Origin of the sequence: Streptomyces sp. URMC 127 (assembly GCF_051386535.1) — a bacterium.
In the GTDB taxonomy this organism is placed as follows: Bacteria; Actinomycetota; Actinomycetes; order Streptomycetales; family Streptomycetaceae; genus Streptomyces.
In genome coordinates this window covers 1-21,069 of the sequence record NZ_JBPQTW010000120.1, presented here as the reverse complement: position 1 = coordinate 21,069, position 21,069 = coordinate 1, and the positions used below count along the sequence as shown (strand labels likewise).

Genomic DNA, 21,069 nt, shown 5'->3' with positions numbered 1-21,069 from the left:
GGTTTGGTTGGGTTGGGGGGGTGACGCGGAGACCGTTGGTGGATGAGGCTGTGGGGCTGCTGGAGGGTGACCTGGGGCCCGGGGCGCTTGCCAATCCGGTTACGGAAGACCTCTGGCTGGCCTTCCTTCGGTTCGGCCGACGGCGGTTCCACGTCCCGGACGCAGCCGAGACCGACGGCCTTCTGTTCCAGTTTGGGACCTACGCGTTCGACGGTCCTCCGGCGTTCACACTGGACCTCACCCGACAGTTCGAGGTTTCCGACAACGACGGTGATCACGACCACTACGTGCAAGTCCACTGCGAACTCAGGTACGAACTCACACCCGCCCTGGAGGCGCTGGGGAGCTTCGACTCGTGGTTCTTCCACGATGCCGGAGGCGACCTGGAAGAGTGGGCCCAAGGGCTGGCCGAACAGGCAGCGTGGACATCGATCCACAGTCTCAAGCCGACCGAGATCAGGGTGTACCAAGAGCAGGTGTAATTGCTCAGGCGCGGCGCCATCGTAATGGCCCGTTCCCTTCAACCCTGCCGAGTTCCGTGGTTCCATCGCGGGTGGTTGCGACACCGCCGACCTGCGTAGCATGGACCAACTGCGCGACGTGCTCGCTTTTGACGATGGCGGAGCCGGTTGAACCCCCGTCCCTCCGGGCGTCCGAGGCGTACCCGCTACGCTTCCCGGCACCGCACGACATGCGTGCCGATCCGAGCCTCGGCGCTGTCGACGACCAGGGGCTGGCGAACTACATCGCCGGCATGGGGGCCAGAGCGGGGGGGGGCAGGCCTGGCGCGACCCGTTCCTCGGCACCGGTTACACCGGCGGGGGTGTTCCGGAGCGGATCGCCGAGCCCACCGGATTCCCCACCATGCTGAGATTTGGCGTATGCACGCCGACGGTCCCGAAGGGGCCGTCGGTTTCCTCGACAAGCACGAAGGACTGTGGAAAAGCACATGACTGACACTGCGGGTTTCCTCTCCCCGGTCAAGGGCAAGGTCGCGGTCTTTCACGGAGAGCTCTATCGGGCCCGTCCCGCCGTAGGCCTGTGGCCGTGCGTCGAACTGCTGCCCGAGCCCGGCCGTCCCGCACCCGAAGGGCTCACGCCGCGCGAGGCCGCCGACGGGTCGGTGGGATACCCGGTTCCGCTGGAGCGCCTCGAAGCCTGGTACGCCGTGACGTGGACGTTCCGCTGGCACGGCGAGCCCTTCGAGTGCACCGCCGCCACGCCCACCACGCTCTCGGGCAACTACCTGGGCTCCGACGAACACTTCGCCAAGGCACACCTCAAGCGCCGGGTCATCGGCTACCGCGGGGTCTTCCCACGCGATGAGGTCACCGAGCTGGAGCAGCACCGCAAGGATCTCCTCCAGCCCCGGCGCGCTCTGGTGCAGCGTCTGGCCGAGGTTGACCATTTCCGCCCCAGGACCTACGCGGTCCACCGCGGCCGGACGTACCCGGCCGCTGCCGAGGCCGACGCGTCGGGCCTCATCGCTCTGACCACCGGCGGTGACCGGCCTGAGGATCTCGTTGCCGATCCCCGGGACCCGAGCGGCGAGCGCTTCCTGGCAGCCCCGGAGCAGTTGGACGCCTGGTACCGGATGCACTGGACCTTCCGCTGGAAGGGCGGGCCCTTCGACGCCGTCGGGACGGTGGACGGCAGGATCAAGGGCATTTACACAGGGGGAAGCTGGGGCTTTGCGGACAGCTGGCAGCTGACCGACGAGACGGATCTCTACGGGTACACCCGGTATACGGTCCAGGCGGGCCTCAAGGGCGTCACCGACCTCGAACAGCACCACACCGACCTGCTGGCCAACCAGTAGACCGGGCGCGGGGTGCCCGGGGGCAGCTCCACGTCGCCGGGCTCACGTGCTCACCCTCGATCTGCGGGACCCGAGGATGGCGGTGGGCACCGCCTGTTCCCCCTCACATTCGTGAGCTTCTCGCGAGCCACGACGCCGTCGTCCCGTGGAAGCTGCGCACCTTTTGAAACACACGGCCGAAGCTCTGGCCTCGGGGGACCGTATCTCTGGGGTGATCGTCGCCACTGGCATCAACAGCGACGGCGGTACGTGCGGTACGTAGGGGCCGACGCCGCCCGTACCTCCGACGCCCGGGGCGGCCTTGGCACACGACAAAGCCAACGACGTCATCGACCGCGACAGGCCGCAACAGCCCTGACCGCGCCCTGCCCTCTGGGCGATGCGCTTCGGCGCCTTCGATCAATGGCCGCGGCCGGGGCTGAAGGCGACGAGCGCAGTGAGCTCAGGCCTGGGCAGGGGCAGCGTTGCCGGGGGCGACGCCGCCGACGCCGGATGCCGTCCTTCGGATACCACCGGACTGGTTCCCCTGAGAACTGGTGGCAGCTGACTGTGCGAGTGCATCACTCAGCCGATGCCGCGCTGTCGGGTGGTTGTCGGCGGTGGTCGGCGACCTGTCGGTGATCTGTCGAGCGTTGCCGGGACATTGGAGCTGATCGAGGCTGGCCGTCAGCGACGCCGGTCAGCAGCACCGCATCGCTCTCGACTGCCTGGAACGGCACTCCCCGCCCGACGGGCACCGGGCGCCGGCCCCGGTCGGTCGTCCAGGATCAGGAAGGAAACCACCATGACCACTGACGTCACAATCATCGGTGCAGGTCTCGGCGGCCTCACGCTCGCCCGCGTCCTGCACGTCCATGGAATACCAGCCACGGTGTACGAGGCGGAGTCCTCCCCGACCGCGCGTTCGCAGGGCGGGATGCTCGACATCCACGACTACAACGGGCAACTCGCCCTTGAAGCAGCTGGTTTGATGGACGAGTTCAGCGACCTCATCCTGGAGGGCCGCCAGGCGATGCGGGTCCTCAACACTGACGGAACCGTTCTGTTCGACCAAGCCGATGACGGTACGGGCGGACGCCCCGAAGTCCAGCGCGGCGAGCTGCGACAGATGCTCCTAGACTCGCTCCCGGCCGGCACCGTCCAGTGGGGGCACAAGGTCAGCAGCACCCGTACCCTCGGCGAGGGCACGCACGAGGTGACGTTCGCCGACGGCAACTCCGTCGTCACCAGCCTGCTGGTCGGCGCGGACGGCGCGTGGTCACGCGTCCGGCCGCTGCTCTCCACCGCCACGCCCGCGTACGTCGGTAAGTCGGTCGTCGAGACCTACCTGTTCGACGCCGACACGCGACACCCGGCCGCAGCAAAAGCGGTGGGAGGCGGATCGATGATCGCGCACTCACAGGGCAGGGAGATCTTCGCCCACCGGGAAAGGGGCGAGACCCTGCACGCCTACGTGGGGCTGTCGGAGCCGCTCGACTGGTTCGCCCCCATCGACTTCACCGATGGCGCCGCAGCCACCGCACGGATCGCGCAGGAGTTTGACGGCTGGGCGCCCGAACTCACCGCGCTGATCACCGACAGCGATACCGCGCCGGTCCTGCGCCCTCTCTACGCGCTGCCGACCGGGCACCGGTGGGACAGGGTCCCGGGAGTGACCCTGCTCGGAGATGCCGCCCACCTCGCCGCCCCGAACGGAGAAGGCGCCAACCTGGCCATGCTCGACGGCGCCGAACTCGGCAAAGTCCTCGCCGCTCACCCTGACGACATCGAGGCCGCGCTCACCGAGTACGAGCAGGCCATGTTCCCCCGCACCGAGGCCGCCATGATTGACATCCTTGAGGCCCACGGAGCCGACTCCGACAGCAACCCGGCCCAGAGCCTGGTTGCCACGTTCACTCGGCACGAGCAGTCCTGATACGGCCCGGATCACACACCCCTCGGGGTGCCACGGGTGCCGGGTTCCCCGAGACGGCCTGACTGCGTGTTGGAAAACCCTCGGGACCCATTCGAGCACGGCAAGTCCTCGGACGAGCGGACGTCGCCGGCGGTGCCGAGCTCGCCGTTGCCCTCCCCAGGGTTCTGCCGGATGGAGATGCAGCGGAACTCGAGGCTGACGCGGGTGCGGCCGGTGTCGTTGCGCACGCTGCCGTGGGTGAGGTTCATGCCGTCGAAGATGAACGCCTGCCCGTAGTCGAGGGAGACGGGGGCGTAGTCGCCGCTGCCCTCGCTGCTTTCCAGCCACAGGGCGCACCCGTCGCGGACGTCGGTCAGGGGTACCCAGACGTTGTGGTACCGGCGCCGGAGGGAGGAGAGGGTGGCGCGGGAGGGGGTGAAGTCGCGGTCCTTGTGCAGGGGGGAGACGGAGTCGGTGCCGGGGAAGTGGACGCGGAAGATGGGCGGGTCCTGGTACCAGGACAGAGGCCCGAGCACGGACTGCGCCGTGGTCTCCACGAAGGCGCGGAAGGTGTCGCGGATCGCCGGGTATGCGTCGCGTAGTGCGCGTACGGCGCTCTCGCGTGCCGCGTTGGTGGTGCCGTGCTCGCGGTGGGCGAGAGCCAGGTTTGTGGCGGCGAGGGTGTCGCGCGCCCAGGCCGCGAAGTCGAAGCGGGTCGTGTCGTACGCGAACAGCAGCCCGGTGCCGGGATGCGAGGTGCCCCGCCGGAGGGCGGGCGGGGCTTGGGCCTCGTCACTCACGTCGTCTACCGGAGGTCGTTGTCCTCGTCCACGGATCCGACGACGTCGGAGATGACTTCCGAGACCACCTCGTTGACGGGGCCGTCCGCCATGGCGGAGGCGTCCGAGGCCGGCCGGCGGGTGACGTCCATGACGGCGTCCCGCAGGTCGACGTCTCCGGGGGTGCCGCTGGTGCTGGGGGCGTCCATGACTCTCTCCTTTGGATGGGTCCGTGCTGACGGGTGTTGCGGTATCAGGTGGCGGTGGTGTCCTTCATGGCCATACGGATGTTCCCGCCGACCCGGCTGAGCAGGGCCGAGCGTTCGGCGTCGCTCAGCGCCGTGTGCTGCACGGCGGCCTCCGGGTCGCGCTGGTGTGCGGCGAGCCGGGCGGGGTCGGTCGCCAGGCCGGTCAGGTACTCGGCGAGCGGGCTGGGGAAGCGGGTCGGCAGGTAACGGTCGACCGAGCCCCTGCCGCTGGGCCCCGGGGCAGGCCGGTCACTGTCGGCCGGCGGCGAGGAGGTGGCGTCCGACGCGGCTGTGACCAGTCCGAGCCGCTGGGCCATCAGCTGGTTGACCGGGCGCGGGCCGATGGGTGGCAGGTAGAGGGTGGAGATGCCGGTCAGCCGTTCATGGCGCAGCTCTCGCAGGGGGAAGGTCCGGATGAACGGCGGGCAGACCGGGTACTGTGAGGCCTGGTAGTGGGTGACCAGGTGGTCCGGGGGATAGAAGCGGTCCAAGTACTCCGCCAGCACGCCCAGGTGCTTGTTGGTGTAGCCGGCGAAGTTGAACCCGAGGTCGCCGACACATCCCACCTGCCACAGCACCACGTGGGACTCCACCAGCAGAGGCCGGTCGCGCAGCAGCAGGTCGGTGGCCTCGACCTCCTGGCAGCCGGGCCGGGACGGGTCGACGCCGAGGTCGGCGAACAGGCAGTCCAGGGCCGAGACGCCGGGCAGCATCATGGCGGGGTACCCCTCGTCCCGCAGTGTGCGGATCGCCGCGTGCCCCGGGTGGACGAACACCCCCGGATGCCCGTAGAAGACGCCGCACACGGCCAGGCCGTCGCGCACCGCGCCGACCATCGCGTCCACCATCGCGCGGTAGGTCTCGATGCGCGGCTTGTCATTGCCGTACAGCCGGTACAGGTCCTGCGAGGACTTGCTGTGCTCCTGGATCCACACCTCGGTCACGGGGTCGGACACGCAGTACACCACGTGGTCGGCCTGTTCGATCCAGCCGACCGCCTCCTTCGTCAGGTGTGCCACGCCCTTGATCCCGGAACCCACCACTACCAGCGACCCACCTGCCATGGAATCCCCTTCGCTTATGCCCGTCGGTTCGTCTCATTGTCAGGCCGGGCCCATGTGAGTACCGGGCAGCGGGACGGTGGCGGCGACAACCCCACCCGAACGGACCCCCGCGCGCATACCGTTCGTCCCGGTCCGCCACGGGACCGTTCTCCACCACAGGGCGTGCCTTCCCACCAGGAACGCACTTGCGGCCCCCGTCCAGGAACGCACTTGCCGACCCCATGCGCCGTTCCGGCCAGGCCGTTCGGGTGAGGCCCGACGCGTCACCCCCGCCGGGGGGGGGGGCCACGAGACGCCCGGGACCACAGGTGCGCCCGGTGCCGGGGCGCAGCAGGCTGGGTGCATGGCCCAGCCTCTCGTCGTACCGGAACTCGCCGCCCACGGCGGTGTCACCCTGCGGCCATGGCTCCTCTCGGACCTCGACCTCGTTCGTGAAGCCTCCAAGGACGACTACATCCCGCTGATCACGACGGTGCCCTCACCTTTCTCCGAGGCCGAAGGTGTCGCGTTCATCGAGCGCCAGCGGAGGGCGGCGCTCCTGGGCGCCGGGTATCCATTTGTCATCGTGCAACCCGGCGTGCGTCCGGTCGGCACCGCGGGGCTCTGGGTGAAGAACCTGGAGCAAGGCCGCGCATCGGTGGGGTACTGGGTCGTCCAGTCGGCGCGCAGACAGGGAGCCGCGGCCGCTGCGCTCCGCGCCATCACCGAGTGGGCCCTGCTGGATCTACGGATCCCCCGGCTTGAGCTGTACGTAGAGCCGTGGAACGCGGCCTCCATGCGTACGGCGGAGCGTGCGGGGTTCCGGCGCGAGGGACTGCTGCGGGGGCGGCAGCTGGTGGGGGAGGAGCGGCGGGATGCGTTCCGGTATGCGCTGTTGGACGGCGGGACAGAGCGCCAGAGTGAGGGCCAGGGGTGAGAATCCCTGGCCGCGCCGGGGCGAATATCGAGGGCCACAGTGCCGGATGCCCGGGCCACGGGCCCTGTGTCCTGTCGCACCGAAGCGGACGAATCCTCACCGGATCTCATCCGTGTCGTCGGATTCTCACTGTTTCGCGTTCTGATCCGGCCATAGCCGTGCGGCCGTGCGGACCAGGCCGGCCAGGGCGAGGGAGCGGCTGTGCGCGGGCCAGGCGATGTGGGTCACGACGGAAGGTGCGTCGGCCAAGGGAACGGCCGCGTGCTCGGCCCACAGCCAGGAGCGGGCGGAGTCGGGGACGACCGCCATGGTGCGTCCGAGGGCGATCAGCTGGGCCAGTTGTGTCTGGTTGTGGATCTCGGGGCCGGGGCCGGGTGCGTAGGTGCCGCGGGTGGGCCAGCGAGCGAGCGGCAGACCGGGGACGTCCCTGACATCGGCCAGGGACAAGGTCTCGCGGGCGGCGAGGGGGTGCCCGGCAGGCAGGACGGCGACCTGCCCCTCGGCCGCCAGTGCCTCGCTGTCGAACCCGGTGAGGGAGTTCCACGGCGTGTGCATGAGCGCGACGTCGGCGCGTCCGTCGCGCAGCAGTTCTTCCTGCTCGCGAATGCCGCACGGCAGTACCTCGATCTCGGCACTGCCGGGCTCGGCAGCGTAGGCGTCGAGAAGCTTGCGCAGCAGGTTGTGGGACGCCGCGGCCTTCACTGCGAGGACCAGCCGACCGCGGGGGCCGCCGGGACTGCCGGCACCACCGGCGCGCCGGGTGCGGCGGACGGCGGCAGCGGCCGCGTCGAGAGCCGCCCGGCCCTCCCGCAACAGCACCTCCCCGGCACCGGTCAGGCGGACACCACGGCGGTTGCGCTCCAGCAGACAGCCTCCCAGGCGCCGTTCGAGCTGCTGGATCGCCCGCGACAGCGGCGGCTGGGCCATGCCGAGACGCTCGGCGGCGCGCCCGAAGTGCAACTCCTCGGCCACAGCCACGAAGTACCTCAACTCGCGGGTCTCCAGGGTGTCCACGGCCGCAGCATACGCGGTGATACCCGGCGGGTATGACAGGGCACCGTACCGGTGTTGGCCGCACCACCCGCCCACGGGTCAACATCATCGGCATGAGTGAAACGACCACCGCGCTGGTGACCGGCGCGAACAAGGGCATCGGCTACGAGATCGCGGCCGGACTGGGCAGCCTCGGCTACCGCGTCGGTGTGGGAGCCCGCGACGCGACCCGACGCGAAACCGCCGTCGGCGAACTGCGCGCCGCCGGCGTGGACGCGTTCGGGGTACCACTGGATGTGACCGACGGCCGCAGTGTCACCGCCGCCGCGGAACTGATCGGACGACTGGCCGGACGCCTGGACGCCCTGGTCAACAATGCCGGCATCCCAGGCGAAATGGGCCCGGGATGGCTGCAGGAGCCGACCACGCTCAACCTGGAAGTGCTCCGCACCGTCGTGGACACCAACGTCATGGGCGTCGTCCGGGTCACCAACGCGATGCTGCCACTGCTGCGGCGCTCCGCCTCCCCACGCATCGTCAACGTCTCCAGCAGCGTCGGCTCCCTGACCCGGCAGGCGGACCCGGACACCGAGATCGGCCCCATCATGGCGGCCTACGCACCGTCGAAATCCTTCCTCAACGCCCTCACCCTGCAGTACGCCCGACAGTTCGCCGGCACCAACATCCTCATCAACGCCGCCTGCCCGGGCCTGGTCGCGACCGACTTCACGGGCTTCCACGGACCCCGCACCCCCGCACAGGGCGCAGCCACCCCGATCCGGCTCGCCACCCTCCCCGACGGCGGCCCGACCGGTTCCTTCTTCGAGGACGACGGCGTCGTCCCCTGGTGATCACGAACCCGCCATCGCCGTGGATTCCGCAGTAACCAGATGCACTGAGAATCCCGGGCCGAGCGTTCTCAGCCTGTCGCGAAAGAGTAGATCGTCTCGCCGGGCAGAGGGCGCGGCGGTTCTCCGCCCGTCCACGCCGGGCGCATCCCAGCGATCGATCTACGCCCTGCGGGCGGCCGCCATGCGGCGGATGCCGTAGACGGCGGCTCCGAAGGCCAGCACCGCGGCCCCCCAGGCCACCGATGCCAGAGGCAGGGCGAAGGCCAGCGTCAAACAGCCGGCCAGCCCCAGGACAGGGACGACCCGCGCCGGACGGCCCTCGTCCGGGGTGAGGGTCCAGGCAGAGGCGTTGGCGACGGCGTAGTACACCAGCACGCCGAAGGAAGAGAACCCGATCACCCCGCGCACGTCCGCCGTCGCGGCCACCACCGCCACCACCACCCCGACCGCCAGCTCGGCACGGTGCGGCACCTTGAACCTCGGGTGAACCGCCGCGAGGGCCTGCGGCAGGTGCCGGTCCCGCGCCATGGCCAGCGTGGTGCGCGAGACGCCGAGGACCAGTGCCAGCAACGAGCCGAGCGCTGCCACCGCGGCGCCGGTGCGCACAACCGGTGCGAGCCACTGGGCGCCTGCCGCCCGGGCCGCGTCCGACAGCGGTGCAGCGGAGTTCGCCAGTCCCTTCGGGCCCAGCACGGTCAGGGCGCAGATCGCGACGACTGTGTAGAGCACCAGAGTGATGCCCAGTGCCAGCGGGATCGCGCGAGGAATGGTGCGCGCGGGGTCGCGGACCTCCTCACCCAGGGTGGCGATCCGCGCGTAGCCTGCGAAGGCGAAGAACAGCAGGCCTGCCGCCTGAAGCACGCCGCCCAAGGACGCGTCGCCCCCGGCATTCAGCCGAGCCGCGTCCGCCGCATCCGATGTCAGGCAAGCGACCACCACGGCGGTGAGAACGGCCAGCGTCACGGACACGATGACACGGGTGAGCCGGACCGACTTCTGCACCCCGGCATAGTTGACCGCCGTCAGCCCCACCACCGCCGCAACAGCTACCGCGTGGGCCTCCCCAGGCCACACGTACGAGCCGACCGTAAGGGCCATCGCCGCGCAAGAGGCCGTCTTGCCGACCACGAACCCCCACCCCGCCAGGTAACCCCAGAAGGCGCCGAGCCGCTCACGGCCGTAGACGTAGGTGCCGCCGGAAGCCGGGTACCGGGCCGCGAGTCGCGCGGAGGAGGTCGCGTTGCAGTACGCCACCACGGCCGCGAGCCCCAGGCCGGTCAGTAGCCCGGAGCCGGCCGCGCGGGCGGCCGGGGCGAGTGCGGCGAAGATCCCTGCACCGATCATCGACCCCAGGCCGATCACCACCGCGTCGGCCACCCCCAGCCGCCGGTGCAACGCATCCGGCACACCCGTGGCGGTCGAGGGCTTGCTCATCACCCGCTCCTTCGACGGTCCACCGCATGGAAGGAAGACGGAAGGAAATCCGACATCGGCAGACGATACGCGAGCGGGAAGAAGACGGCGGTTGCATCTCCGCCCGCGGAGGGCCGAACAGCCTGTCAGGCGGCGTCGACCGAGACCTTCTCGGCACCGATCCGCCGCATGCGCTCGGTACCCCATTCCCCGAGGGCAGCCAGGGCGGTGTTGAGCGAGACGCCGTGCTCCGTGAGGGAGTACTCGACCTTCGGCGGCACCTGGGGATACACCTCACGGTGGATCAGCCCGTCCTCCTCCATCTCCCGGAGGTGCTGGGTCAGCATCTTCTCCGTCACACCCGGCAGTCCGCGCCGCAGTTCGGCGAACCGCCGTGCACCGAATGCGTGCAACTCCCAGAGGATCAGCGGTTTCCACTTGCCGGCGACCACGTCCATCGCCGCGTCGATGCCGCAGAAATAGGGACCACGCCGCCCCGATGTCGCCATTCCGCTCCCCGCTCCCCGCTCCGCGCTTCCGGCTCCCAGCCATGCTTACACGAAAGTACGTGCCCCACTAAAAAGTCCGTACTGGTCAACTCTAGCCGCGGCGCCGAGGATCGATGCGAACGACGATCACGGAGGAAAAACCCATGAGCATCGACAGCAACCCGCAGGTGAGCGTCCTCGGCCTGGGCGCGATGGGCACCGCCCTCGCGGCCGCCCTGGTGAAGGCCGGCTACACGACGACGGTCTGGAACCGCTCGCCGGAGAAGGCGCAGGCCCTTGTCTCCCAGGGCGCCGAGGCCGCCGCCACGGCCGGCGACGCGGTCCGGGCAGGCGGCCCGGTGGTCGCCTGTCTGCTGGGTCACGCCTCGGTCCACGAGGTGCTCGACCCGCTCGCCGCCGACTTGGCAGGCCGCACCCTCATCAACGTCACCACGACGACCCCGGAGCAGTCCCGGGAGCTGGCCTCCTGGGCCGCCGAGGCCGGGATCGCCTATCTGGACGGCGGGATCATGGCCGTCCCGCCCATGATCGGCCGACCGGGGTCGTCGGTCCTCTACAGCGGCTCGGCGGACGTCTTCCACGAGCACAAGGCACTGCTCGATGTGTGGGGCACCAGCACGTGGTTCGGCGAGGACGCCGGACTGGCCTCACTGTACGACCTCGCCCTGCTCGCGTCCATGTACGTCATGTTCGCCGGGTTCATGCACGGCGCCGCGATGGTCGGTCCGGCCGGTGTGACAGCGCGGGAGTTCGCCGCCCTGGCCGCGCCCTGGCTGACGGCCATGACCGGCGGCCTCGACGGGTACGCGGCGGTCATCGACGGAGGCGACTACACCGTCGAAGGCCAGCAGAGCCTCGAGTTCTCCGACCTGAGCTATCTCCGGGCCGCCAGCGCGGAACAGGGCATCAGCACCGAGGTAGTCGACATGGTCCACCGCCTCATCCAGCGCCAGATCGACGCGGGCCACGGAAAGGAGGGCTTCGCCCGCATCATCGAGAGCATCAAGCGGGCTGCCTGAGCACGTTCCGGTAAGGGCGCGCTACGGGTGAGCGCCACGTTCGACGAGCCGGACGGGCGGTTCCCGCCGGTGGGCCGGGCGTGGAAATCCTCCTCGCCCACCTACCCCGTACGTGCAGGCCCGAGGCCGTGGGCCGTACGCGCGCGGTGACCGGGGCCGGGGACGTTCCCGGCCCCGGACAGCCCCTGCGGGTGGCCGGCTCCGCGGATACGCCGCGGCCGGTCATCCGATGGGCAAGGCGATCGGCACGGCCGGCAAGGAAGAACGGGCTGAGCGAGGCCTTGAGGGACGACTCAGCACGTCGCTCACGAAGCAGCCGATTTACAGCTCCTTGCCCAGGAACCGCAGGACGCGCTCGTTGTATTCGACCGGCTTCTCCGCGGGCACGAGGTGACCCGCGCCCTGGACGAAAGCAACTTCGGACCCGGGCGACAGCGACGCACCGATAGCCGCCAGACCTTCCGCGTCCAGGACGACGCTCTTGTCCTCCGTACCGTGCAGATACAGCGTCGGCTGGGCCGGCACCTCGCCCCAGAGCTCGGCATGGCGGGCCGTCCATTCCGGCGTTCCCATTTCCTGCGGCGCGAAATTCATCCGGTACAGATTGATCGCGGCGTGCAGCCGTGCCGGCTCTCCGAGGGCTTTCCTGACGGCCTCGAAGTCCTCCGTGGCGTCGTAGTCGGCCGCGGTCCACTTGTCCTGCATGACCTGGCGCACCCACGCCATGTCGTTCGCGGCGAGTACTTCGTCGGCCATCGCCGTCTGGAAGAACCAGAAGTGGTTCAGCCGCTCGATGCCCTCGTAGGTGCTCGCGTACTCCCCGAAGAACGCGAGCGGCGGTACGTCGCTGACCACCACTCGCGACCAGCGCTCCGGCTCGGTGTGAGCCGCGCCCCAGGTGGTCGCCGCGCCCCAGTCGTGGCCGATGATGACGGCGTTTCCGTCGCCGCCCAGCTGCTCGTGCAGGTCGTTCGCGTCGGCTACGAGGTCGGCCAGGTGCATGCTGCCGTCGGCCGGCAGGGCGGACGGGGCGAACCCGCGGATGTTCGGGGCGACGGCGCGGTATCCGGCCTCGGCGAGCGCCGGTATCAGGTGCCGGTAGGTGGATTCCCCGGATTCCGGGAATCCGTGAAGCAGGAGAGCCAGCGGGCCGTCGCCCTCCTCCACATAGGAGATGTCCACACCGTTGGCGACAACGTGCCCGTGCTTCATGTCAGTTCCATTCCTGTGAGTCTTGTGTCATACCCGTCCCGCTCCTCTGTCGGGCCTTCCCCAGACTCGCTCGCCGGCTCGGGGCGTCACAAGTACCCACTAATTTGTAAGTGCTGGTCAGGCGGAGGCCCGCCGATGCGCGGAAGCCAGCGGTGATGCCGGGCACCGGCCGTGCCGTAGTCACCGCCTTGCCGTCGTCACCGCCATGCCGTCCGCCAGACGGTCGGCCAGCCGCCGCCCGTCAATCCGGCTCGGCCGCTCGCCCCGCCCCGGCTCACCACCGCCGCGAATCCCCGCTGCGTTCGACAGCACCGAAGCGCCGCCGGAAAATGGGAGGTGTACGTGAGGAGGCAGCATGAGCATCCGCATCGCCACCTTCAATGCCGAAAACCTCTTCCGGCGGCCTGTTGTCTTCGGTATCGGAAACGACGAGCTGCGTAATACCGTCCTCAACGAATTCAGAGAGCTCGTCGGCATCCTCGACCACACCACGTACACGTCGGATGACAAGGACAGAATCATCGAGATTCTCCTGGCCCACAGCGTGGACGTCTCCCAGGAGATATCCACCCAGACGATTCTCGTGAACGAGCCGCGGGGTCATGCGCGCCTGCTGAAGGGCGAGGGCAGGAACATCGAGGTCAGGCCCGAGGCAACGGGACGGCCCGCCTGGGTCGGCTGGGCAGAACTGAAGACGGACGACCTCAACTGGGCGGCCGTCAAGAACACGGCCAGGGTGATCGCCGCGGTGAAGGCCGATGTCCTGCTCATGGTCGAGGTCGAGAACCGCCTCACCATGGACCGCTTTAACACGCAGGTGCTGCACGGCCAGATCGGTGCGAAAGCGTACCCCTTCAACCTGCTGATCGACGGCAACGACGAGCGCGGCATCGACGTCGGGCTCTTCAGCCGCCACCCCATCACCTCGATACGCTCGCACATCTTCGACAAGAAGAATTCCCGGCTCGTCTTCAGCCGCGACTGCCCGGAATTCGAGATAGACATCGGCGGCAAGCCGCTGTGGCTGCTCGGGAACCACTTCAAGAGCAAGCGCGGAGGCGGTGGCGCCGACAAGCGCAAGCTCCAGGGTGAGCGCGTTGCCGAGCTCTACCAGGCCGCCCGCGAGCGCTCGGTCCATGTCGTGGTCGCCGGCGACCTCAACGACACTCCGGACAGCGTTCCGCTGTCGTTCCTCCTGGCCACGGGCCTGCAGGACGCGATGACCCACGACAGCTACGAGGGACCGCCCGGCACTCACGCGAGGTGTACGGCCTCGGAAAAGATCGACTACCTGATGTTCTCGCCGGAGCTGTTCACCAAGGTGACCGAGGTGGAGGTGGAACGGCGCGGCATCTTCGAGTTCGGCAGCCCGTTCCCCGATGTGCACAGCCCCGCCGACCAGGCCTCCGACCACGCCGCCGTCGTCGCCGAACTCGATCTGTGAGCCCCCTACGCTGAACGCCACGTGCCGGCCACCCGGGGATGCGAAGATCGCGGCGTGGACACGCATACGCACGACGAGCCCGGTCGGCCGCCCGGCGCCCCGGTCCGGGCCGGCATCCCCGAGCACGGCCGGATTCCCAAGTACTACGCGGTCAAGACACAGGTTGCCGGCCTGCTCGACGAGCTGGGGGAGGGAGGCCTGCTACCCACTGAGCGGGAGCTGGCCGCGCGCTTCGAGGTATCCCGGGAGACCGTGCGGCAGGCCCTGCGCGAGCTGCTGCTGGAGGGGCGGTTGCGCCGGATGGGGCGCGGCACGGTCGTCGCAGGCCCGAAGCTGGAGCAGCCCCTCGCGCTCGCCAGCTACACCGAGGGTGTGCGCCGCCAGGGACGTCGCCCAGGGCGTGCCCTCGTCGGCCTGGACCGCTTCGCCTGCCCGGCCGCTCTCGCGCCCGACCTCGGCGTGGAACCTCTGGCCGCCGTCTGGCACTTGGAGCGCGTGCTGCTCGCCGACGACGAACGGGTCGGTCTGGAGAGCACGTACGTCGCGGTGGAGCGCGCACCGAGGCTGGACACGGACTTCGAGCCGGACTCCTCCTTCTACCGCTATCTGCACGAGCGTCTCGGCATCGGCTTCGGGGACGCGGACGAGCGGCTGGAGACCGTTCTGGCCACGCCGCGCGAGGCGCTGCTGATCGGCACGCCACCCGCGCTGCCCATGCTGCTGATCCACCGGGTGTCGCGGGACACGGAGGGGCGGCCGCTGGAACGTGTGCGCTCGCTCTACCGAGGGGACCGGTTCTCCTTCACCGCCCATCTGCGTGGCGGCAGCTGAGGAGGAATCACCACCCCAACTCCTTCCACCGACCCACCCTCATCACGAAATGATAACGGGTCTAGTCCAAGTTTGACGCCCGGTTCCCCGCCGGTTCGCCGAGCCGTCGCCCTCGCGCCACCCGCCCCGACGACCGTTCGAGTCATGCGAGTCATAGTCGTCGGAGCCGGCGTGCTGGGAAGCATGCACGCCTGGCAGGCAATTCAGCGCGGCCACCAGGTCGTGCACATTGAGCGCGAGGCGGAGGCCCGGGGCGCCTCCGTCCGCAACTTCGGCCTGGTCTGGGTCAGCGGCCGTGCGGCAGGAGAGGAGCTGGCCACCGCCCTGCGGGCCCGCGAGCTGTGGGAGGAGATCGGCGCCGCCGTCCCCGGCCTCGGTTTCCGTGCCAACGGTTCGCTGACGGCCGTCACCACCGAGGCCGAACTCGCCGTCGCCCACGACGTCCTGGCCCGGCCCGATGCCGTCGCCCGGGGCCTGCGCCTCCTCACCCCCGGCGAGGTACGGGCCGTCAACCCGGCCCTGCGCGGCGACATCCTCGGCGCCCTGGCCTGCGATCGCGACGCCGCCGTGGAACCCCGCACGGCCCAGCGCGCCCTGAAGGAGGCCCTGCTCCGCTCCGGCCGCTACACCTTCCTCGGCGGCCGAGAGGTCCGCGACATCGTAGATACCGCCGGCGGGTCAGCCGTCCGCGACGACCGAGGCGAGGTGCACAGCGGCGACGCGGTCGTGCTGTGCACCGGCGCCTGGCTGGGCGGCCTCGTCCGCGAGCTCGCCCCGGAGCTGCCCGTCCGCCGCGTGCGCCTGCAGATGATGCAGACCGCCCCGCTGGGCGAGCCGCTCACCACCTCCGTCGCCGATGCCGACAGCTTCCGCTACTACCCCGCCTACGGCGGCGCCGCCCTCGACGCGATGGCCGCCGCACAGGCCCAGCCCGCGACCGCCGCCGAGCACAAGATGCAGCTGCTCATGGTGCAGCGCGCGGACGGCGGACTGACCATCGGCGACACCCACGAGTACGCCGAGCCGTTCGCCTTCGACGTCGACGAGGACCCGTACGAGCACCTCACCTCCGTAGCCGAGGCGCTGCTCGGCCGTCACCTGCCACCCGTCCGGCAGCGCTGGGCCGGCGTGTACGCACAGTGCGTGGACACCGCCCGCGTCGTGCATCGCGAGCGCGTACGGGACGACGCCTGGCTGGTGACCGGCCCCGGCGGGCGCGGCATGACGTGCGCCCCGGCGATCGCCGAAACCACCGCGAACGAACTGGGCTGGTGAGGGACGTGGTGAAGAAGGTCATGAGGAACGTGGTGAGCAACGTGGTGAGAGATTTGCCCCAGCGTACGAGCCTGGTCGTGCTGGACATGGCCGGTACCACCGTCGCCGACGACGGCCTGGTCGAGCGTGCCTTCACCGCCGCAGCACGAACTCTCGGCGTCGAGCCGGGCACCGCCCGCCACCACGAACAACTCGCCTACGTCCGCGCGACGATGGGCGAATCGAAGATCTCCGTCTTCCGGCACCTCTTCCCCGGCGACGAGGAGCAGGCCCGGCGCGCCAACGCGGCCTTCGAGTCCGCCTACGGACAGCTGGTTGCCGAAGGCCACTGCGAGCCCGTGCCAGGCGCCCGGGAAGCGATCGAACGGCTCCGCGCCGAAGGCCGCACCGTCGTCCTCACCACCGGCTTCGCACGCGTCACCCAGGATGCGATCCTGGCAGCCCTGCGCTGGACGGACCTCGCCGACCTCACCCTCTGCCCGGCAGACGCCGGCGGGCGCGGCCGCCCTTACCCCGACATGGTGCTCACCGCCCTGCTGCGCACCCGCGCCGCCGACGACGTACGGCGGATCGCCGTCGTGGGCGACACGTCCTACGACATGCTCTCCGGCACCAGGTCCGGGGCGGCCGTGGTCGCCGGCGTCCTGACCGGCGCCCACGACGAGGCAGCGCTCCGCGCCTGCGGAGCCACCCACATCCTCGGCTCCGTGGCGGAACTCCCCGCCCTGCTCGCCCGGACGGAGGACGGCCGTTGAGCACAGGCATCCGGTTCGACGGCGTGACGGTCGCCTACGGCAAGAACGTCGTCCTCGACTCGCTCGACCTCACCGTCGAACCCGGCGAGGTCATGGCACTGCTCGGGCCGTCCGGATCCGGCAAGACCACCGCCCTGCGCGCGGTCGCCGGTTTCGTACAGCCGGCCGCCGGCCGGGTCTTCATCGGGGACCGCGACGTCACCGACGTGCCGCCCCACCGGCGCGGCATCGGCATGGTGGTCCAGCAGTACGCCCTCTTCCCCCACATGCGGGTCGACGCCAACGTCGCCTTCGGCCTCAAGGCGCGCAGAATGCCGCGGGAGGAGACCGCCGCGCGCGTCGCGCAGGCGCTGGAGATGACAGGCATGGCCGGCTACGCCGAGCGCTACCCGCGCGAGCTCTCCGGCGGACAGCAGCAGCGCGTCGCCATCGCCCGGGCGCTGGCCGTCCGGCCCGGCGTGCTGCTCTTCGACGAGCCGCTCTCGGCCCTCGACGCCCGGCTGCGCTCCGGCATGCTCGCCGAGCTCGCCCGGCTGCACCGCGACCTGCCGGACGTCAGCATGCTCTACGTCACGCACGACCAGGTCGAGGCGCTCACCCTCGCCGACCGGATCGCCGTCATGGACCGCGCCCGCCTGCAGGACTGCGGCACTCCGCAAGACCTCTACCGGCGGCCGCGCACCGCGTTCACGGCCTCCTTCGTCGGCAACGCCAATCTCCTGCCCGTGACGGTCACCGGCCACGGCGTACGCCTCGGCGACACGGCCCTGGACGTGCCGACCGGTGACGCCGCGGCAGGCGCCCGGGCAACCCTGTGCCTCCGCCCGCACCTGGTCCGGCTGGGGGAGGGGCCGAACACCCTGCGCGGAACGGTCGCGGAGGTGCAGTGGCGCGGTGTCACCCACCGCCTGGGCGTCGATGTCGCGGGGCACCGCGTCACGGCCGACGTGCCGGAGCTGCGCGAGACGCCCTCACTCGGCACCGGGATCACCCTGCACTTCGCGGCGCACGACGCGGTGCTGCTGCCGGCAGACCAGGCCGGAGGCGACGACGCGGTGCTGCTGCCGGCAGGCCGGGCCGGAGGCGACGACGCCCATGGCTAGCGTTCAGCTGCCGCTCGCACGGGTGGCCGCCCCCGCTTCCCCCTACCGGCGGATTCCGGCCTGGGCCCTGGCGCTCCCTCCCGTTGCCGCACTCGGCATCGTCTTCCTCCACCCCCTCGCGCTCGTCCTGTGGCAGTCGGTGTCCCCCGAGAGCGGCGGGCACGGATTCTCCGCCTACGCCGAGGTGTTCGCCCAGGCCGCGTTCCGGGACGCCCTGCGCAACACGGTGATGATCGCCGTCGGCGCGACCGCCGGCTCCCTGCTCCTCGGATTCGCGCTCGCCCTGGTCATCGCGTTCGTGCCGTTTCCCGGCGGCAAAGCGATCGGACGGTTCATCGACGTCTTCCTGTCCTTCCCCTCCTTCCTCATCACCCTCGCGCTGATGTTCGTCTACGGCACCGCCGGCATGGCCAACGGCGTGTGGACCGGGGTGACCGGGGCCGCGTCCGGCCCGTTCGACTTCCTGCACACGCCCTGGGGCGTTCTCCTCGCCGAGGTCACGTACTTCACGCCGTTCGTCATGCGGCCCCTGCTCGCCGCCTTCTCGCAGCTCGACACCGCGCAGCTCGACGTCGCGGCCTCGCTCGGCGCCCGCGCCCCACGGATCATCCGGCAGGTGATCCTGCCCGAGGCCCTGCCCGCACTGGCGGCCGGCGGCTCCCTCGTCCTCGTGATGTGCCTCAACGAATTCGGCATCGTCCTCTTTACCGGCGCAAAGGGCGTGACGACCCTGCCCGTACTCGTCTACGGCAAGGCCATCCTGGAAGGCGACTGGACCGGCGCGTGCGTGGTCGCCGTCGTCAACATCGCTCTCTCCCTGACGCTCTACGGGATCTACCGGACGCTCACCACCCGCATGGAGGGAGCCCGCCGTGCTCGTGCATAGCCGTCGTGCCCGCCGGGCGGTCCAGGCCGTCTTCCTCGCCCTGTTCCTCCCCGTCTTCGCGCTGCCGTTCCTCGTCGTCGTGGCAGCTTCCCTCGCCACCGGATGGAGCGGGGTGCTTCCCTCCGGGGCGACGCTCGGCCACTACCGGGCGGTCGCTCACGCAGAGGCGCTCGACGCCCTGACCACCAGCGTGCTCACCGCCCTCGCGGCCTCGGTGATCGCCCTCGTCACCGGCACCTGGGCGGCCCTCGCGGGCCGGGGCTCGCGCGCCCGCCGCGTGATCGACCTGCTGTTCATGCTGCCGGTGGCCGTACCGTCCGTGGTCGTCGGGCTCGCCCTGCTCGTCGCCTTCTCCAAGCCCCCGTTCCTGCTCAACGGCACGCCTGCCGTCGTCGTCCTGGCACACGCGATCCTGGTGACAGCCTTCGCCCACCAGTCCGTATCGGCGGCTTCGGACCGTCTCGACCCCGCCTTCGAACAGGCCGCCGCGAGCCTCGGCGCAAGTCCTCTGCGCGTTCTGCTGCAGGTGAAGCTGCCTCTTCTCCTGCCGTCCCTCTCCGCCGCCGCGGGGCTCTGCTTCGCCCTGTCGATGGGCGAGCTCAGCGCCACGATGATGCTCTACCCGCCCGACTGGCTGCCCCTGCCCGTCAAGGTCTTCGCCGCCACCGACCGCGGCGCGCTCTTCCCCGGTGCCGCGCTCGCCGTCGTCCTCATGGCCACCACGCTCCTCGTGCTCCTCGCGGTCTCCCGTGTCCGCACACGAGCCTCCCACCGCTGACTTCCCCGCCTCCCACCCTTCAGCCGCGTTCGAAGGAGTCCCCGTGTCCCGTTTGCGTACGCTGTTCCCGCCGGCCGCCGCCCTGCTCGTCCTCCTCCCACTGACCGCCTGCGGCGGGACAGCCGGCGCCGGAGCGAAGGAAATCACCGTCTACAGCGCCGACGGACTCAAGGCCGAGGACGGCTCCGGCTTCTACGACAAGGTCTTCAAGGACTTCGGGAAGAAGACCGGCATCAAGGTCAACTATGTCGAGGGCGGCTCCGGCGAAGTCGTGCAGCGCCTGGCCCGGGAGAAGTCCAACACCAAGGCGGATGTCGTCGTCACCTTGCCGCCCTTCGTCCAGCAGGCGGACGGCAAGGGCCTGCTTGCCGTCTACCGGCCCGAGGGATCGGACAAGGTCGCGGAGGGCGACAAGGATCCCTCCGGCAAGTGGACCGCAGTCGCCAACAACTACTTCTGCTTCATCTACAACTCGAAAGAGCTGGCGAACAGCAGCCGGCCGAAGACGTGGAAGGACCTCCTGGACTCCGCATACAAGGGCAAGCTGCAGTACTCCACTCCGGGAGTCGCGGGTGACGGCACGGCCGTCCTGATCAAGGCCATGCACGACCTCGGCGGCAAGGAACCCGCCATGGCCTATCTCAAGGAGCTGCAGAAGAACAACGTCGGCCCGTCAAAGTCCACCGGCCAGCTCGCCCCGAAGGTCGACAAGGGCGAACTCCTCGTCGCCAACGGGGACGTCCAGATGAACTTCGCCAACATGAAGACAATGCCGAACCAGGGCATCTTCTTCCCCGCGGGCGACAGCGGAAAGCCCACCACGTTCGCCCTCCCGTACGCGGCAGGCCTGGTGAAGAACGCCCCGCACGCCGAGAACGCCAAGAAGTTCCTGGACTATCTCCTCACCGAGCAGGTGCAGCGAGACGTCTCGTCCGCCGGTGGCGGCTTCGCGGCCCGTACGGACGTCAAGGCGACCGACCCGAACGCCGCCTCTCTCACCCGCCTCATGAAGGGGGTGGAGGTCTTCCGCCCCGACTGGGCCGACATCGACAAGAACCTCACCTCGTACGTCGCGGCGTGGAAGGAAGCCACCGGCAGTTGACCGGCCCCGCGTCTCTGTGATCCGCTTTCTCTGACCTGCGGGTTCGTGGACGCCTCCGCGACGTCGGTGGCGACTGCTTCGGGCGGGACGGGGTGCACCGCTCGTCGACGCACGAACGTTCGAGGACGGGTAGTCCATGAGGGTCGGGGGGGGGGGGGGGGGGGGGGGGGGGGGGGGG

The 21,069-nt window shown here is 70.1% G+C and carries 21 protein-coding genes; 14 read left to right on the top strand and 7 right to left on the bottom strand.

Translation table 11 applies throughout. The features are described from left to right. From ACSNOH_RS22295 to ACSNOH_RS22285, 3 genes are all read left to right on the top strand, one after another. Positions 1 to 482 (top strand): hypothetical protein (locus tag ACSNOH_RS22295; RefSeq protein ID WP_436723184.1); only part of this gene is annotated, 482 nt, incomplete at its 5' end. 467 nt (positions 483 to 949) lie between these two features. Next, positions 950 to 1,819, top strand: coding sequence for a hypothetical protein (locus ACSNOH_RS22290; RefSeq protein ID WP_436723183.1), 870 nt, complete (start codon positions 950 to 952; stop codon positions 1,817 to 1,819). A 784-nt stretch (positions 1,820 to 2,603) separates the two neighbouring features. After that, complete coding sequence (locus ACSNOH_RS22285; RefSeq protein ID WP_436723182.1) at positions 2,604 to 3,734, top strand: FAD-dependent oxidoreductase; 1,131 nt, start codon at positions 2,604 to 2,606, stop codon at positions 3,732 to 3,734. 11 nt (positions 3,735 to 3,745) lie between these two features. Here ACSNOH_RS22285 and ACSNOH_RS22280 read toward each other — a convergent pair whose 3' ends face one another. Genes ACSNOH_RS22280 through ACSNOH_RS22270 form a run of 3 tightly spaced genes read right to left on the bottom strand, consistent with a single transcriptional unit; the run spans position 3,746 to position 5,804 of the window. Beyond that, positions 3,746 to 4,513, bottom strand: a complete 768-nt coding sequence (locus ACSNOH_RS22280; protein WP_436723181.1) for a phytanoyl-CoA dioxygenase family protein — start codon at positions 4,511 to 4,513, stop codon at positions 3,746 to 3,748. A 5-nt stretch (positions 4,514 to 4,518) separates the two neighbouring features. After that, positions 4,519 to 4,701 carry a hypothetical protein gene (locus tag ACSNOH_RS22275; protein ID WP_436723180.1) on the bottom strand — a complete coding sequence of 61 codons (183 nt, stop codon included), beginning with the start codon at positions 4,699 to 4,701 and terminating at the stop codon, positions 4,519 to 4,521. A gap of 44 nt (positions 4,702 to 4,745) precedes the next feature. Further along, the gene (locus ACSNOH_RS22270) at positions 4,746 to 5,804 is read right to left on the bottom strand and encodes an SAM-dependent methyltransferase (RefSeq protein ID WP_436723179.1); all 1,059 of its coding nucleotides are present in this window, start codon (positions 5,802 to 5,804) and stop codon (positions 4,746 to 4,748) included. Between the two features lie 343 nt (positions 5,805 to 6,147). On the opposite strand from ACSNOH_RS22270, the gene ACSNOH_RS22265 reads away from it, so the two are divergent. Continuing rightward, a complete protein-coding gene (locus tag ACSNOH_RS22265; RefSeq protein WP_436723178.1) occupies positions 6,148 to 6,720 on the top strand; it encodes a GNAT family N-acetyltransferase in 573 nt (190 codons plus the stop codon). A 126-nt stretch (positions 6,721 to 6,846) separates the two neighbouring features. Here ACSNOH_RS22265 and ACSNOH_RS22260 read toward each other — a convergent pair whose 3' ends face one another. After that, the gene (locus tag ACSNOH_RS22260) at positions 6,847 to 7,734 is read right to left on the bottom strand and encodes a LysR family transcriptional regulator (protein WP_436723177.1); all 888 of its coding nucleotides are present in this window, start codon (positions 7,732 to 7,734) and stop codon (positions 6,847 to 6,849) included. A 92-nt stretch (positions 7,735 to 7,826) separates the two neighbouring features. Here ACSNOH_RS22260 and ACSNOH_RS22255 point away from each other — a divergent pair, with 92 nt between their 5' ends. Continuing rightward, positions 7,827 to 8,564 carry an SDR family oxidoreductase gene (locus ACSNOH_RS22255; protein ID WP_436723176.1) on the top strand — a complete coding sequence of 246 codons (738 nt, stop codon included), beginning with the start codon at positions 7,827 to 7,829 and terminating at the stop codon, positions 8,562 to 8,564. A gap of 159 nt (positions 8,565 to 8,723) precedes the next feature. On the opposite strand, the gene ACSNOH_RS22250 is transcribed toward ACSNOH_RS22255, so the two are convergent. Together ACSNOH_RS22250 and ACSNOH_RS22245 are read right to left on the bottom strand one after the other, a co-directional pair. Further along, positions 8,724 to 9,998: an APC family permease gene (locus ACSNOH_RS22250; RefSeq protein ID WP_436723175.1), complete on the bottom strand. Its 1,275-nt coding sequence runs from the start codon at positions 9,996 to 9,998 to the stop codon at positions 8,724 to 8,726. Between the two features lie 125 nt (positions 9,999 to 10,123). Beyond that, the gene (locus ACSNOH_RS22245) at positions 10,124 to 10,486 is read right to left on the bottom strand and encodes a winged helix-turn-helix transcriptional regulator (protein ID WP_436723174.1); all 363 of its coding nucleotides are present in this window, start codon (positions 10,484 to 10,486) and stop codon (positions 10,124 to 10,126) included. Between the two features lie 143 nt (positions 10,487 to 10,629). Between ACSNOH_RS22245 and ACSNOH_RS22240 the strand changes: the two genes are divergently transcribed. Next, the gene (locus tag ACSNOH_RS22240) at positions 10,630 to 11,505 is read left to right on the top strand and encodes an NAD(P)-dependent oxidoreductase (RefSeq protein WP_436723173.1); all 876 of its coding nucleotides are present in this window, start codon (positions 10,630 to 10,632) and stop codon (positions 11,503 to 11,505) included. Positions 11,506 to 11,826: 321 nt separating this feature from the next. Here the strand turns inward: ACSNOH_RS22240 and ACSNOH_RS22235 are convergent, their stop codons facing one another. Then, entirely contained in the window at positions 11,827 to 12,717 is an 891-nt protein-coding gene (locus ACSNOH_RS22235; protein WP_436723172.1) for an alpha/beta fold hydrolase, read from the bottom strand. A 355-nt stretch (positions 12,718 to 13,072) separates the two neighbouring features. On the opposite strand from ACSNOH_RS22235, the gene ACSNOH_RS22230 reads away from it, so the two are divergent. The 8 genes from ACSNOH_RS22230 to ACSNOH_RS22195 all read left to right on the top strand — a co-directional run bounded on the left by ACSNOH_RS22230 (position 13,073) and on the right by ACSNOH_RS22195 (position 20,891). Continuing rightward, on the top strand, positions 13,073 to 14,161 hold the full coding sequence (locus ACSNOH_RS22230) for an endonuclease/exonuclease/phosphatase family protein (protein WP_436723171.1): 1,089 nt from the start codon (positions 13,073 to 13,075) through the stop codon (positions 14,159 to 14,161). A 54-nt stretch (positions 14,162 to 14,215) separates the two neighbouring features. Next, complete coding sequence (locus tag ACSNOH_RS22225) at positions 14,216 to 14,992, top strand: GntR family transcriptional regulator (protein ID WP_436723170.1); 777 nt, start codon at positions 14,216 to 14,218, stop codon at positions 14,990 to 14,992. Between the two features lie 144 nt (positions 14,993 to 15,136). Further along, a complete protein-coding gene (locus ACSNOH_RS22220; RefSeq protein WP_436723169.1) occupies positions 15,137 to 16,267 on the top strand; it encodes a TIGR03364 family FAD-dependent oxidoreductase in 1,131 nt (376 codons plus the stop codon). A 53-nt stretch (positions 16,268 to 16,320) separates the two neighbouring features. Then, positions 16,321 to 17,022, top strand: coding sequence for a phosphonatase-like hydrolase (locus ACSNOH_RS22215; protein ID WP_436723168.1), 702 nt, complete (start codon positions 16,321 to 16,323; stop codon positions 17,020 to 17,022). Next, entirely contained in the window at positions 17,019 to 18,125 is a 1,107-nt protein-coding gene (locus ACSNOH_RS22210) for an ABC transporter ATP-binding protein (protein WP_436723167.1), read from the top strand. Before ACSNOH_RS22215 ends, ACSNOH_RS22210 begins: the two co-directional genes overlap by 4 nt. Next, positions 18,118 to 19,011 carry a 2-aminoethylphosphonate ABC transporter permease subunit gene (locus tag ACSNOH_RS22205; protein ID WP_436723166.1) on the top strand — a complete coding sequence of 298 codons (894 nt, stop codon included), beginning with the start codon at positions 18,118 to 18,120 and terminating at the stop codon, positions 19,009 to 19,011. Before ACSNOH_RS22210 ends, ACSNOH_RS22205 begins: the two co-directional genes overlap by 8 nt. Further along, positions 18,998 to 19,789: an ABC transporter permease gene (locus ACSNOH_RS22200; protein WP_436723165.1), complete on the top strand. Its 792-nt coding sequence runs from the start codon at positions 18,998 to 19,000 to the stop codon at positions 19,787 to 19,789. The genes ACSNOH_RS22205 and ACSNOH_RS22200 overlap by 14 nt, the downstream gene beginning before the upstream one ends. A 43-nt stretch (positions 19,790 to 19,832) precedes the next feature. Continuing rightward, entirely contained in the window at positions 19,833 to 20,891 is a 1,059-nt protein-coding gene (locus ACSNOH_RS22195) for a 2-aminoethylphosphonate ABC transporter substrate-binding protein (protein ID WP_436723164.1), read from the top strand. Positions 20,892 to 21,069 lie beyond the last annotated feature (178 nt).